Origin of the sequence: Streptomyces sp. NPDC079167, assembly GCF_040686735.1 — a bacterium.
Lineage (GTDB): Bacteria > Actinomycetota > Actinomycetes > Streptomycetales > Streptomycetaceae > Streptomyces.
This window is the reverse complement of the sequence record NZ_JBFBLO010000001.1, coordinates 532,534-546,960: the sequence shown is the minus strand read 5'-3', so window position 1 is coordinate 546,960 and position 14,427 is coordinate 532,534. Positions and strand designations below refer to the sequence as shown.

The 14,427-nt window shown below is 71.6% G+C and carries 8 protein-coding genes; all 8 read left to right on the top strand.

The annotated features are described in order from the left end of the window. Nucleotides 1-49: 49 nt before the first annotated feature. The 8 genes from mrdA to rplU all read left to right on the top strand — a co-directional run bounded on the left by mrdA (nucleotide 50) and on the right by rplU (nucleotide 14,416). Nucleotides 50-2,224 carry a penicillin-binding protein 2 gene (gene mrdA / locus AB0P41_RS02550; protein WP_365929580.1) on the top strand — a complete coding sequence of 725 codons (2,175 nt, stop codon included), beginning with the start codon at nucleotides 50-52 and terminating at the stop codon, nucleotides 2,222-2,224. Continuing rightward, nucleotides 2,224-3,417 (top strand): rod shape-determining protein RodA, encoded by a 1,194-nt coding sequence (gene rodA / locus AB0P41_RS02545; protein WP_365929577.1) that lies wholly within the window; start codon nucleotides 2,224-2,226, stop codon nucleotides 3,415-3,417. The genes mrdA and rodA overlap by 1 nt, the downstream gene beginning before the upstream one ends. 79 nt (nucleotides 3,418-3,496) lie before the next feature. Next, nucleotides 3,497-5,080, top strand: a complete 1,584-nt coding sequence (locus tag AB0P41_RS02540; RefSeq protein ID WP_365929575.1) for a CHAD domain-containing protein — start codon at nucleotides 3,497-3,499, stop codon at nucleotides 5,078-5,080. Between the two features lie 50 nt (nucleotides 5,081-5,130). Next, nucleotides 5,131-7,056 (top strand): TIGR03960 family B12-binding radical SAM protein, encoded by a 1,926-nt coding sequence (locus AB0P41_RS02535; protein WP_365929573.1) that lies wholly within the window; start codon nucleotides 5,131-5,133, stop codon nucleotides 7,054-7,056. A gap of 75 nt (nucleotides 7,057-7,131) precedes the next feature. Beyond that, a complete protein-coding gene (locus tag AB0P41_RS02530) occupies nucleotides 7,132-8,265 on the top strand; it encodes a hypothetical protein (protein WP_365929571.1) in 1,134 nt (377 codons plus the stop codon). Nucleotides 8,266-8,387: 122 nt separating this feature from the next. After that, the gene (locus AB0P41_RS02525; protein ID WP_356715506.1) at nucleotides 8,388-9,167 is read left to right on the top strand and encodes a TIGR03936 family radical SAM-associated protein; all 780 of its coding nucleotides are present in this window, start codon (nucleotides 8,388-8,390) and stop codon (nucleotides 9,165-9,167) included. 228 nt (nucleotides 9,168-9,395) lie between these two features. Beyond that, entirely contained in the window at nucleotides 9,396-13,592 is a 4,197-nt protein-coding gene (locus tag AB0P41_RS02520) for an Rne/Rng family ribonuclease (RefSeq protein ID WP_365929569.1), read from the top strand. Nucleotides 13,593-14,095: 503 nt separating this feature from the next. Then, a complete protein-coding gene (rplU, locus tag AB0P41_RS02515) occupies nucleotides 14,096-14,416 on the top strand; it encodes a 50S ribosomal protein L21 (RefSeq protein ID WP_015577124.1) in 321 nt (106 codons plus the stop codon). Nucleotides 14,417-14,427 lie beyond the last annotated feature (11 nt).

Here is a 14,427-nt window from a genome sequence, read left to right as displayed (position 1 = left end):
GGGGCGACCCCCGTATCCCCGGCCGGCCCACCAGCACTGGGGGGACCTCGTGAGCAACATCCCGGAGACGGGCCGGACCCAGCGGGTCCAGATCCGCCTCGTCGTCATCCAGGTCCTCGTCTTCTCCCTGCTCCTGACGCTCGGCGGCCGGCTCTGGTACCTCCAGATCCGCAACGGGCAGGAGTACACCGACGAGGCCAAGAACAACCACGTCCAGCAGGTCGTGCAGCCCGCCGTCCGCGGTGCCATCCTCGACGCCCGCGGTGTCCCCCTCGCCGACAACGAGACCCGCCTCGTCGTCTCCGCGAGCCGCACCGAGCTGATGAAGATGAAGGACGACGGCGTCGCCGTCCTCACCCGGCTGGCCGGCGTCCTCGACATGAAGCCCAAGGACGTCCAGGACAAGGTCCGGCTCTGCGACGCCAAGACCCCGCAGCCCTGCTGGAACGGCTCGCCCTACCAGCCGATCCCCGTCACCGACGAGGCCACCACCCAGCAGGCCCTCACGATCCGTGAGCGGGCCGAGGACTTCCCCGGCATCACGGCCGAACCCACCGCCGTACGTCGTTACGCCGCACCCGGCAAGGCCAACACCGCCCAGGTCCTCGGCTACCTCTCGCCCGTCACCGACGAAGAGGTCACGAAGGCGCAGGACACCGACTCGCCCTACCTCCGCTCCGACCAGGTCGGCCGCTCCGGCCTGGAGCGCACCTACGACAAGGAACTGCGCGGCAAGGCCGGTGTCACCCGCTACGAGGTCGACAACCTCGGCCGTGTCATCGGCGAGGCGCAGAACGACGAGGCCCAGCCCGGTTCCAGCGTCGTCACCTCCATCGACGCCCGGGTCCAGGCCGTCGCCGAGTACGAGCTGAACAACGCGATGGAGACGGCCCGCAAGGAGATGGACCGCAACACCAACGAGCTGTACAAGGCCGACTCCGGTGCCGTCGTGGTCATGGAGTCCAAGACCGGCCGCATCGTGTCCATGGCGTCCCTGCCGACATACGACCCCAACGCCTGGATCGGCGGCATCTCCGCCAAGGACTACGCGAAGCTCACCGGCAAGAAGTCCAACTTCCCGCTGCTGAACCGGGCCATCCAGGGCACCGCCGCACCCGGGTCGATCTTCAAGGTCATCTCCTCGACCGCCGCGGTCAACGCCGGTTACGAATTCGACGGCAACTACCCCTGCCCCAGCTCGTACTCCATCGGCGGCCAGGTCTTCAAGAACTTCGAGTCCCAGGGCTACGGCAGCATCAGCCTCGGGCGTGCGCTCGAGGTCTCCTGCGACACCGTCTACTACGGCCTGGCCCACAAGGAGTGGGCGAAGGACGGCGGCAACAAGCCGAAGAAGAACCCGGCGGACTGGTTCTACAAGACCGCCCACCAGTTCGGGCTCGGCAAGGAGACCGGCATCGACCTCCCCAACGAGGTCGCCGGCCGTGTCCCCGACCGCCAGTGGAAGCAGGACTTCTACGACGCCAACAAGGCGGCCTGGTGCAAGCAGGGCAAGAAGGACGGCACCTACGTCGAGAAGATCGCGTACGAGGGCTGCCTCGAAGGCAACAAGATGCGCGCCGGTGACTCCGTCAACTACTCGATCGGCCAGGGTGACACGCTCGTCACCCCGATCCAGATGGCGACCATCTACGCGGCGATCTCCAACGGCGGCACCCTGTACGATCCGACCGTCGGCAAGGCGGTCGTCAGCGGCGACGGCAAGACCGTCCAGGAGATCGCGCCCCAGGCCCACGGCAAGCTGCCCTTCAAGGCGGACACGCGCGACAAGATAGACGAAGCCCTCGCGGGAGTCGCGACCCGGGGCAGCGCCGCCTGGCGCTTCGGAGGATGGCCCCAGGACAAGATCCCGATGCACGCCAAGACGGGCACGGCCGAGGTCCACGGCAAGCAGACGACCTCCTGGTTCGCCTCGTACACCAAGGACTACACGATCGTCATGACGATCTCCCAGGGTGGTACGGGCTCCGGCGCATCCGGCCCCGCCGTGCGCAACATCTACAACGCGCTGTACGGGCTCGACCCGAGCGGCAAGCAGGACATCAGGAAGGCGCTGCTGCCCACGCCCCAGAAGACCCTGCCCAAGATCAAGCCGGACGGCCAGATCGAGTCGCCCAAGATCAAGCCGTACACCCCCGCTCCCGTCGACGACGGCACCCAGGCGCTCGCGGGCGCCCTGCCCGCGACCGTGGGGAGGCGTGACTGATGGCAGGTTTCTCCGTCTCGCGCTACGCCCCCGAGGAACGCTCCGTCTGGGCCAAGCTCACCGCCCGCGACTCCGTCGTGCGGCGGCTGGACTGGCCCCTGCTCGGGTCGGCCCTGGCGCTGTCCTTCGTCGGCTCGCTGCTGGTCTGGTCGGCGACCCGTAACCGCGAGTCCCTCACGCACGGCGATCCCTACTTCTTCCTCTTCCGGCACGCGCTCAACACCGGCATCGGCTTCGCGCTGATGATCGGCACCATCTGGCTCGGGCACCGCACCCTGCGGGGGGCGGTGCCGGTCCTCTACGGGCTGTCCGTCCTGCTCGTCCTCGCGGTCCTCACCCCGTTGGGCACGACCGTCAACGGCGCGCACGCCTGGATCCTGCTGCCCGGCGGCTTCTCCCTCCAGCCCTCCGAGTTCACCAAGATCACGATCATCCTGGGCATGGCGATGCTGCTCGCCGCCCGGGTCGACGCGGGCGACCAGCTCCACCCGGACCACCGGACCGTCGCCAAGGCCCTCGGCCTGGCGCTGATCCCGATGGCCGTCGTCATGCTGATGCCCGACCTCGGCTCCGTGATGGTCATGGCCGTCATCGTGCTCGGCGTGCTCCTCGCCTCCGGCGCGTCCAACCGCTGGGTCTTCGGGCTCCTCGGCGCGGGCGCGGCGGGGGCGGTGGCCGTCTGGCAGCTCGGCGTCCTGGACGACTACCAGATCGCCCGCTTCGCGGCCTTCGCCAACCCGGCGCTCGACCCCGCCGGCGTCGGCTACAACACCAACCAGGCCCGCATCGCTATCGGCTCCGGCGGACTCACCGGGACCGGGCTCTTCAACGGCTCCCAGACGACGGGGCAGTTCGTCCCCGAGCAGCAGACCGACTTCGTCTTCACCGTCGCGGGCGAGGAGCTCGGCTTCCTCGGAGCCGGACTGATCATCGTCCTGCTCGGCGTCGTCCTGTGGCGGGCCTGCCGCATCGCCCGCGGGACGACCGAGCTGTACGGGACGATCGTGGCCGCGGGCATCATCGCCTGGTTCGCCTTCCAGTCCTTCGAGAACATCGGGATGACACTCGGGATCATGCCGGTGGCCGGGCTCCCGCTGCCGTTCGTGTCCTACGGGGGCTCGTCGATGTTCGCCGTCTGGGTGGCCGTCGGGCTGCTCCAGTCCATCAAGGTGCAACGGCCGATGTCGGCCTGAGCGGCCGGGCCCTCCGGTGCCTGCCGGACGGCCCGGCTCCGTCCTGCATATCCCGGGGTATCGCGGATAGGTTCGTCTTATGGCGGACTCGAAGCGTGAGATCGAGCGTAAGTACGAAGCGACTCCGGAGGCCGGGCTGCCCGACCTGACCCGTGCGGCCGGGGTCTCCGCGGTCGTCCACCGGGGACTCAGCGAACTGGACGCCGTCTACTACGACACCGAGGACCTCCGGCTGGCCTCGGACTCCCTGACCCTGCGCCGCAGAACAGGCGGGGACGACGCCGGGTGGCACCTCAAGCTCCCCGTCTCCGCCGGCGTCCGTGACGAGATCCGGGCCCCGCTCACCGACTCCCTGCCACCCGAGCTCGGCGACCTGCTCCGCTCCCGGGTGCGGAACGCGGCGGTGAACCCCGTCGTCCGGATCTTCTCCGCCCGCGACGTCCACCACCTCCTCGACGAGGACGGAGCCCTGCTCGCCGAGCTGAGCATCGACGAGGTCCTCGCGGAGCGGCTCACCGAGGACGGGCACGGCACCACGGCGGCGTGGACCGAGCTGGAGGTCGAACTGGCCGACGACGGCGACCCCGCCCTGCTCGACGCCGTCGAGCGGCGGCTGCGCAAGGCGGGTGTGCGGCCCTCGGCCGCGCCGTCCAAGCTGGCCAGGGCGCTGGCCGAGACCGCTCCGGGGAAGCCGCCGGCGACGAAGGCCAAGTCGAAGGCCGATACGAAGACCAAGGCGAAGGCCAAGACCGAGGCGAAGTCGAAGACGCCGTCCCCGCGCACCGCGGGCGACCATGTGCTCGCCTACGTACGCCGCCAGGTCACGGCCCTCGTCGAGCTCGACCCCGCCGTACGCCGCGACCTGCCCGACAGCGTGCACCGCATGCGGGTCGCCACCCGCCGGCTGCGCAGCGCCTTCAGGACGTACCGCAAGGTGCTCGACCGCACCGTCACCGATCCCCTCCGCGCCGAGCTGAAGTGGCTCGCCGCGGAGCTCGGGGTCGACCGCGACGAGGAAGTCCTCACCGAGCGGCTCCGCTCCGATGTCGCCGGGCTGCCCGACACCCTTCTCCTGGGCCCCGTGAGCGCCCGGCTGACCCTCACCTCCGTCGCCAGGCGCACCGGTTCACGGCGACGGGTCGCCTCCGTGCTCGACGCGGAGCGCTACCTGGCCCTGCTGGACTCCCTGGACGCCCTCCTCGCCTGCCCGCCCCTGCTCCCCGGAGCCGCGCGGCCGCCGCGGGACGTCCTGCCCCGGGCCGTGCTGAAGGACTACGAGCGTCTCGCCACCCGCGTCGGCCACGCCCTGGACCTGCAGCCCGGCACGGAACGCGACGTGGCCATGCACGAAGCGCGCAAGGCCGCCAAACGCGTCCGGTACGCCGCCGAGGCCGCCAGGCCGGCGCTGGGCAAGCCGGCCAAGAAGTTCGCCAAGCGGATGAAGTCCGTGCAGTCGGTCCTCGGCGACCACCAGGACAGCGTCGTGGCCAGGGACGCCCTGCGCACCCTGGCGGTCCAGGCCCACGGCGCGGGGGAGTCCGCCTTCACCTGGGGCCTTCTGTACGGGCAGGAGGAGGCCGCCGCGGCGGCACGGGAGCGCGAGCTGCCCGAGGTCTGGGCGCGGGCGTCACGTCCGAAGCTGCGCGCGGCGTGGAAAGGCTGAGCACCGGGTTACGCTTGATGGTCACCCCTGCCAGCTACGAAGGTCCTCAGATGTCTGCCGAGTCGGTCTTCCCACAGCTCGAAGCTCTGCTCCCGCATGTGCAGAAGCCCATTCAGTACGTCGGCGGTGAGCTGAACTCCACCGTCAAACCGTGGGACGAGTGCGACGTCCGCTGGGCACTCATGTACCCGGACGCCTACGAGGTCGGGCTGCCCAACCAGGGCGTCATGATCCTGTACGAGGTGCTCAACGAGCGCGAGGGCGTCCTCGCCGAGCGCACGTACAGCGTGTGGCCCGACCTCGAGGAGCTGATGCGCGAGCACAAGGTGCCCCAGTTCACCGTGGACAGCCACCGCCCCGTCGGCGCCTTCGACGTGTTCGGTCTCAGCTTCTCCACCGAGCTCGGTTACACCAACATGCTCACGGCGCTCGACCTCGCGGGCATCCCGCTGGAGTCCAAGGACCGCACCGTCGACCACCCGATCGTGCTGGCGGGCGGTCACGCCGCGTTCAACCCCGAGCCGATCGCGGACTTCATCGACTGCGCGGTCATCGGCGACGGCGAGCAGGCCGTCCTGGAGATCACCGAGATCATCCGCGCCTGGAAGGCCGAGGGCCGGCCCGGCGGCCGCGAGGAGGTGCTGTTCCGTCTCGCGAGGACCGGCGGCGTCTACGTCCCCGGCTTCTACGACGTCGAGTACCTCCCCGACGGCCGCATCGGCCGCGTCGTGCCCAACAGGTCCGGCGTGCCGTGGCGGGTCTCCAAGCACACCGTCATGGACCTCGACGAATGGCCGTACCCCAAGCAGCCGCTCGTCCCCCTCGCCGAGACCGTGCACGAGCGGATGTCCGTGGAGATCTTCCGCGGCTGCACCCGCGGCTGCCGTTTCTGCCAGGCCGGCATGATCACGCGCCCCGTGCGGGAGCGAAGCATCACCGGCATCGGCGAGATGGTGGAGAAGGGGCTCAAGGCCACCGGCTTCGAGGAGGTCGGCCTCCTGTCGCTCTCCTCCGCGGACCACAGCGAGATCGGTGACATCGCCAAGGGCCTCGCCGACCGCTACACGGACGACAAGATCGGCCTCTCGCTGCCCTCCACCCGCGTCGACGCGTTCAACGTGGACCTGGCCAACGAGCTGACCCGCAACGGCCGCAGGTCCGGCCTCACCTTCGCCCCCGAGGGCGGCTCCGAGCGCATGCGCAAGGTCATCAACAAGATGGTCTCGGAGGAGGACCTGATCCGCACGGTCGCCACCGCGTACGGCAACGGCTGGCGCCAGGTGAAGCTGTACTTCATGTGCGGCCTGCCCACCGAGACCGACGAGGACGTCCTCCAGATCGGTGACATGGCGGTCAACGTCATCGCCAAGGGCCGCGAGGTGTCCGGGCAGAACGACATCCGCTGCACCGTCTCCATCGGCGGCTTCGTGCCCAAGCCGCACACCCCCTTCCAGTGGGCCCCGCAGCTCAGCGCCGAGGACACCGACGCCCGGCTGAAGAAGCTCCGGGACAAGATCCGCGACGACAAGAAGTACGGCCGTTCCATCGGCTTCCGCTACCACGACGGCAAGCCCGGCATCGTCGAGGGCCTGCTCTCCCGCGGTGACCGCCGGGTCGGCTCCGTCATCCGCGAGGTCTACGAGTCCGGCGGCCGCTTCGACGGCTGGCGCGAGCACTTCAGCTACGACCTCTGGATGAGGAGCGCGGAGAAGGCGCTCCCCGCCTTCGGTGTCGACGTCGACTGGTACACCACCCGCGAGCGGACGTACGAGGAGGTCCTGCCCTGGGACCACCTGGACTCCGGTCTCGACAAGGACTGGCTCTGGGAGGACTGGCAGGACTCGCTCGACGAGACCGAGGTCGAGGACTGCCGCTGGACGCCCTGCTTCGACTGCGGCGTGTGCCCGCAGCTCGACCTGGACATCCAGATCGGCCCCACCGGCAAGAAGCTCCTGCCGCTCACGGTGGTGAAGTAGACCCTCCGGGTGACAGCCTGGTGACGAACGCCCGGCCCGGGAAACTCCGGGCCGGGCGTTCGCGTCCCTTACGGCATGGACCTCGACAAGCACCGCACGCCCGCGCCGTACGAAGGCGGAGAAGGCTGTCTGACGACCCTGGTCAGGATCCCCGTGAGGATCGTGGTGCTCGTCCTGGTCCTTCCGGTCCGGATGATCTGGGACCTTCTCGTCGCGGGAGGCCGCCTCGTCGAACGGGTGCTGCTGCGACCCCTCGGACGGGCGCTGGAGTGGCTGTACGATCAGGTGCTCACCCCGGTCGGAAGGGCGCTCGCCTGGCTGACCGTGGCCCTTCTCGTATGGCCCTGGGTGGGCCTGTGGCGCTACGTCGTCGTCCCGGCCGTCCGGTACAGGGTCGTCGTGCCACTGGTGTGGCTCTACGGAGCCGTACTCACCCCGTTCGGACACGGGCTGCGGTGGGTGTACGGCAAGCTCCTCGTCCCGGCGGTCACCGGACTCATCACCTTCCTCCTGGTGTGGCCCGCCGTCGGCGTGTGGCGGTACGTCCTCAAGCCGCTCGGTATCGCGGTGGACTGGCTGGTGACGCACCTGCTCGTACTGCCGCTCGCCCGGGTGTACCGGTACGTGCTGACACCGCTGGGACACGGCATCGCATGGATGTTCCTGATGGCCGGAAAGGGGATCGCCGCCACCGGCCGGGGGCTCCGGACCGCCGTCGTGTGGCTGGTCATGAGCCTGCTCGTGCTGCCACTCGCCTGGGTGTACCGCCGGATCCTGGCGCCCGGGGGCCGGGAGATCGCGGCCGCCTTCGGTGTCGCCTGGCGGATCGCCGGGTTCATCTCCCGCGCCGTCGGCCGCGCCCTGGCCTGGCTGGCGTGGCACCTGGTCGGTGCGCCGGTGACCTGGGTCTACCGCGCGGTGTTCACGCCGGTGGGGCACTTCGTGCGCGACGCCGTCTGGGCCCCCGTCAAGAGGGCCGCTCTGGAGGCCGGACGCGCGGCCCGCGGCGCGTTCGCCTCGGCCCGCGAGACCCTCCGCACGGCCCGCAGGGACGCATGGCGCGCCCTGGTGGGACCACCGCAGGTCACGGACGCGCGGGAACTCGAAGGGTCCGCTGCGCGTACCCTGGGTAGGACAACGACTGTCCCCAGCGCGGCGCCCGCACCAGAGATCTCCCTGCTTGCCGACAAAACCGTCGAGCGGGGGTGAGCCGGAGCGGCACCCCGGGGCACCCCGTACTTCGTGGGCGGCACGCCACCGCGGCCGCCCCGCACCGAGGAGAAGAACCACTGGGCAAGCGACAGCCCGAAGGCCCGCCGCCCGCACCGGCGGTGCAGCGCATCCGACTGCGCTACACCAAGCGGGGCCGCCTCCGGTTCACCAGTCACAGAGACTTCCAGCGTGCCTTCGAGCGGGCGCTGCGCCGCTCCGAGGTGCCGATGGCCTACTCGGCCGGCTTCACCCCGCACCCGAAGGTGTCGTACGCCAACGCCGCGCCCACGGGCACGGGCAGCGAGGCCGAATTCCTGGAGATCGCCCTCACCGAGGCGCGGGACCCGGACACACTGCGCAGACTGCTCGACGCGTCGATGCCCGAGGGCCTCGACGTCATCGACGCGGTGGAGGCCCGTACCTCCGGCCTCGCCGACCGGCTGACCGCCTCCGTATGGGAGATGCGGCTGGACGGGGTCACCGTTCAGGACGCCGAAAAGGCCGTCGCCGCCTTCCTGGGCGCGGAGACCGTCGAGGTCCAGCGCCGCGCGAAGAACGGCATGCGGACCTTCGACGCCCGTGCCGCGGTCGCCGGGCTCGAGGCCCTGGATCCACAGCCTGATAGGTCCGGGGACGGGCCCTGTGCGATACTGCGGCTGGTAGTGCGGCACGTGACACCTGCCGTGCGACCCGACGACGTCCTGTCCGGTCTCCGAGCTGTGGCCGACCTGGCGCCGCCGGTCCCCGCAGCGGTGACCAGGCTGGCGCAGGGGCTCTTCGACGAGGAGTCCGGCACGGTGACCGACCCGCTCGCGCCTGACCGCGAGGCAGCCCCGGCCGTTTCCACGGCCGATCCGGCAGCCGCCGCGACGGCGCCGGAAGGTGCAGGTTCCGCGTAAGGCGGTCGTTGTAGCGCAGCCCTCGGACTCGGGAGCCACCTGGGTCGGGCCGCGCACCGCCCCATAAGACTTTCGCCAGGCCGTGCGTACGCGTACGGAACCGGCGAGCCAGACATCAGCTCCCGTGCGGCGCCCGCGCCCCGGACGGCGGTATCGCGCACATCACGCGAATCGCGTCGGACCGGAACAAGGCGTGGCGCCCGGGAGCGCGACGGGAGAACCGCCCGCATGCACGAGCCGAACGAACCCGGTAACACCGGAAACCCCGTGAACACGGACGACAACAACGCCCCCGGGGACAAGCTGCCGCCGCGCCGCAGGCGCCGCGCGGCGTCCCGCCCCGCCGGCCCGCCGTCGGGCGCGCCGGGCGCGTCCACCGCCGAGGACGTCACGCCGGCCGCACCGGCCGCCTCCGCCGAGCCCGCCGCCGAGGCCGCGCCTCCGGCACGTGCCCGTCGTCGAGCGGTCCGTAAGGCGACCGCTCCTGCGGGTGCGCCGCAGGCCGCCGCCGAAATCGTGGAGCCGGCCCCGGAGGCCGTCGCCGAGATCCCGGCCACCCCTGAGGCCCCTGCCGTGAGCGAGGAGCCGGCCGAGGCCGCGCCGCCCGCCCGTACCCGCCGCCGCGCGGTCCGTAAGGCGACCGCTCCTGCTGGTGCGCCGCAGACCGCCGCCGAGGTCGTGGAGCCGGTCATCGAGACCCCGGCCGAGGACGAGGCCGAAGAGGTGGAGGAGGCCGTCGAGGCGCCCGTCGTGGAGGCCCCCCGCGGCCGTCGCCGCGCCACCCGCAAGGCCACCGCTCCGGCGGGTGCCCCCCGGACGGACGTGACCGCCGCGCAGGACATCGTGGCCGAGCCGGTGAAGGCTCCCGAGCCCGTCGCCGAGGTCCCCGCGGAGCCGGCCGAGCCCGCAGCCGCGCCGCGAGGCCGTACCCGCCGTCGTGCGTCGGCCCCGGCCGGTACGCCGCAGGGCGCCCGGACCGCGGAGCCGTCGGCCGCGATCGTGGCCGAACCGGTTGCGGAGGCCGCCGAGCCGGCCGCCGCACCCGCCCGCGCAGAGGAGACCGTCGAGGCGCCCGCCGTCGAGGCGGCGCCGCCCGCGCGTGCCCGCCGCCGTGCCTCCCGTAAGGCGTCCGCGCCGGCCGGTGCCCCGCAGCCCGTCGAGGAGGTCGCCGAGGCGGCCGCCGAGAAGGGTGAGGACCTCCCCGCCGCGGTGGCCGATGAGCTGGCCGCCGAGGCGGAGCAGGTCGAGGAGGCCGCGCCGCGCGGCCGCCAGCGCCGCCGCGCCACCGCCGCCGCCGGCCGCCCCGAGTTCACCGGGAAGACCGAGGAGCCCGCCCGCAAGGGACGCCGCGCGACGCGCCCCGCCGTGGCCGTCTTCCAGGCCCCGGTCTTCTCCGAGCCGATGTTCCAGACCCCGGAGACCGCGGCTGCCGCCGCTGCCGCCGTGGGTTCCGCCCCGGTCTACGACGAGAGCGACGGAGCCGAGGAGCAGACGAGCGAGGACCGCGCGCCGCGCAAGGACGGGAGCAGGCGTACCGCCGAGGCCGCCGCACCCGCCGAAGCCGCCGAGTCCGCGCCCCAGGGCGGTTCGCGCCGCCGTCGCCGCCGCCGTGGCGAGGCCGTGGAGACCGAGCCGGCCGCGACGCCGGTGACGCTTCCGGCCGAGCAGGCGGCTCCGGCCGCCCCCGTCGAGGACGAGCACGAGGCCGAGCCCGAGACCGACGCCGAGCACGAGGGCGACGAGACGGACGAGTACGGGGACCGTCCCTCGCGCCGTCGCCGCCGTGGTGGCCGTCGCCGCCGTCGCGGCGAGGCCAACGACACGGACGACGCCGAGCAGCAGGACGACGCCGGCTCGGACCGTTCCGATGACGAGCAGCAGGCGCACGACGACGAGGACGAGGAGGAGCACGAGTCCTCCTCCGGCTCCAGCAGCAGCCGTCGCCGCCGCCGTCGTCGCCGCCGCAGCGGGGACGCCGCCGGCGAGGACACGGGGACGGGCGCCGACGACCCGGAGCGCACGGTCGTCAAGGTCCGCGAGCCCCGTAAGAAGGAGGCCGAGCGCGAGCCCGGCACCGGCTTCGACGAGGTCCAGTCCATCAAGGGCTCGACCCGCATGGAAGCCAAGAAGCAGCGCCGCCGCGAGGGGCGCGAGCAGGGCCGCCGCCGCGTCCCGATCATCACCGAGGCCGAGTTCCTGGCCCGCCGTGAGGCCGTCGAGCGCGTCATGGTCGTCCGCCAGAGCGGCGAGCGCACCCAGATCGGTGTCCTCGAGGACAACGTGCTCGTCGAGCACTACGTCAACAAGGAGCAGGCCACCAGCTACGTCGGCAACGTCTACCTGGGCAAGGTGCAGAACGTACTGCCGTCCATGGAGGCCGCCTTCGTCGACATCGGCAAGGGCCGCAACGCCGTCCTCTACGCGGGCGAGGTCAACTTCGAGGCACTCGGCATGGCCCACGGGCCGCGCCGCATCGAGACCGCGCTCAAGTCGGGCCAGTCCGTCCTCGTCCAGGTGACGAAGGACCCGATCGGCCACAAGGGTGCCCGTCTGACCAGCCAGGTCTCGCTGCCCGGCCGGTACCTGGTCTACGTGCCCGAAGGCTCGATGACCGGCATCAGCCGCAAGCTGCCCGACACCGAGCGTGCCCGGCTGAAGACCATTCTCAAGAAGATCGTTCCCGAGGACGCGGGTGTCATCGTGCGCACCGCCGCCGAGGGCGCGAGCGAGGACGAGCTGCGCCGCGACGTCGAGCGGCTGCAGGGCCAGTGGGAAGAGATCCAGAAGAAGTCGAAGAGCACCAGCAGCTCCAACGCGCCGACGCTGCTCTACGGCGAGCCGGACATGACCGTCCGGGTCGTCCGCGACATCTTCAACGAGGACTTCTCGAAGGTGATCGTCAGCGGTGACGACGCCTGGGACACCATCCACGGCTACGTCTCGCACGTCGCACCGGACCTCAGTGACCGGCTGTCGCGCTGGACCTCCGAGGTCGACGTCTTCGCGACGTACCGCATCGACGAGCAGCTGATGAAGGCGCTGGACCGCAAGGTCTATCTGCCGAGCGGCGGCTCGCTGGTGATCGACAAGACCGAGGCGATGGTCGTCGTCGACGTCAACACCGGCAAGTTCACCGGCCAGGGCGGAAACCTCGAGGAGACCGTCACCAAGAACAACCTGGAGGCGGCCGAGGAGATCGTCCGCCAGCTGCGGCTGCGCGACCTCGGCGGCATCGTCGTCGTCGACTTCATCGACATGGTGCTGGAGTCCAACCGGGACCTGGTCCTGCGGCGGCTCCTGGAGTGCCTGGGCCGCGACCGTACGAAGCACCAGGTCGCCGAGGTCACCTCGCTGGGCCTGGTCCAGATGACCCGTAAGCGGGTGGGCCAGGGTCTGCTGGAGTCCTTCTCCGAGACCTGCGTCCACTGCAACGGGCGCGGCGTGATCGTCCACATGGAGCAGCCCACGGCCGCCGGTGGCGGCGGTGGCAAGCGCTCCAAGAAGCGCGGTCGCGGCGGCGCGGGACACGAGCACGAGCACGGCCAGGAGCACGAGCACGAGCAGCCGGCCGAGGTCGAGACCGAGGCCGAGGTGGCCGCGGAGGTCGCCGCCCCGGTGGCGCTGCCCGAGCCGGAGTTCGTCGCCGACGAGGAGCTGTACAGCAGCCCGGCCGAGGCCGAGGCGGCGGCGTCGCGCGGCCGTGGCCGCCGGCGCGCGACCCGCAAGGCCACGGCTCCGGCCGGTGCGCCCGCCCCGGTGGCCGAGCCCGCTCCGGCGGCCCCCGTGGCCGAGGAGCAGCAGCCCGAGCCGGTGGCCGAGACCCGGGCGGAGGCTCCCGCCGCCCCCGAGGCCGAGGCCGCGCCTCCGGCGCGTACGCGTCGCCGGGCGACCCGGAAGGCGACCGCCCCGGCGGGCTCGCCCAAGCAGGCCGACGTGACACCGCCGGTGCATCCGGCCGAGCCCGCGGCGGAGCCCGTCGCGGCGGAGGACCCGGTGGTCGAGGCCGCCGTGGCACCGGCGCCCGCTCCTGCGGAGAAGGCTCCGGAGCCCGAGGCTCCGGCGGCTGACGCGGAGGCGGCCCCGCCGCGTGCCCGTCGCCGGGCGACGCGGAAGGCCACCGCCCCGGCGGGGTCGCCGGCCGGCACCGAAGAGGCAGCGGCCGTGGTGGTCACGGACGCCGGTTCCGACCCGTCCGACGTGCCTGACACCGAGGCAGCGGAAGCAGAAGCTCCGGTGAAGAAGGCCGCGGCGCGGAAGACCGCCAAGAAGGCCACGGCGAAGAAGGCGGCCACCAAGAAGACGGCTGCCAAGACGGTCGCGAAGAAGACCGCGGCGAAGAAGACGACGACGAAGAAGGCAGCGGCGAAGAAGACCGTCGCCGCCGAGCAGTCGTCGCCTTCCGTGACGGCCTCGACCGACCTGTAGGACCGGCCGGGAAGTGACAGCGTCTGTGGGCCCCGCCTCGACCGAGGCGGGGCCCACAGACGTGTGCGGGACGAGGACAGGGGCCCGCGGCCCGTGCGGCGGGGGAGTGGGCGCACAACGGCCCCGTACGCCCGCGCAGGCCAGGGCAGGGCGGCACGTGCAGGGCCCGCAGCGCCACCGACAGAGGCCCTGAGCGTGGTCCCGCAGGAAGCCGTCGGCGCCCCTCGGGCGGGTACGTTCTGAGGCGTTCTTCGCGGCTCCCGGGGATCCTTCCGGGCGCTTCCGCTGCCGGGCCGGGGCCGGTTTGACCGGCAGGGCGGCTGTCCGTAGTCTTAACGCTCGGTGTGTTTCCGTACGCACCTACCCCTGAGCACATCCCTACCGGCTTCGGCGCATCGCGCACCTGTCGGCAGAGGCCGCTCATCCTTCCGGATCGTCCCGGGCCTCGGCCCGTGCGAGCGGCTGGCATCAGGGGATCCGTTCCGAGTGAGAGAGAGATCCGCGTGTACGCCATCGTGCGCAGCGGTGGTCGCCAGCACAAGGTTGCTGTCGGCGACATCGTTGAGGTTGACAAGATTTCCACCGCCAAGGTTGGCGACACGGTCGAGCTCTCGACCCTGCTCGTTGTCGACGGCGACGCCGTGACCAGCGACCCCTGGGTCCTGGACGGCATCAAGGTCCAGGCCGAGATCGTGGACCACCACAAGGGCGCGAAGATCGACATCCTTCGCTACAAGAACAAGACGGGTTACCGCCGTCGCCAGGGTCACCGCCAGCAGTACACGGCGATCAAGGTCACCGGTATTCCCGCGGCTGCGAAGTAAGGGACTGAGGA

Excerpts from the sequence above, each read along its gene's own strand:
- rodA (WP_365929577.1), top strand. The coding sequence starts at position 2,224 with ATGGCAGGTTTCTCCGTCTCGCGCTACGCCCCCGAGGAACGCTCCGTC.
- AB0P41_RS02540 (WP_365929575.1), top strand. The coding sequence starts at position 3,497 with ATGGCGGACTCGAAGCGTGAGATCGAGCGTAAGTACGAAGCGACTCCG.
- AB0P41_RS02535 (WP_365929573.1), top strand. The coding sequence starts at position 5,131 with ATGTCTGCCGAGTCGGTCTTCCCACAGCTCGAAGCTCTGCTCCCGCAT.
- AB0P41_RS02530 (WP_365929571.1), top strand. The coding sequence starts at position 7,132 with ATGGACCTCGACAAGCACCGCACGCCCGCGCCGTACGAAGGCGGAGAA.
- AB0P41_RS02520 (WP_365929569.1), top strand. The coding sequence starts at position 9,396 with ATGCACGAGCCGAACGAACCCGGTAACACCGGAAACCCCGTGAACACG.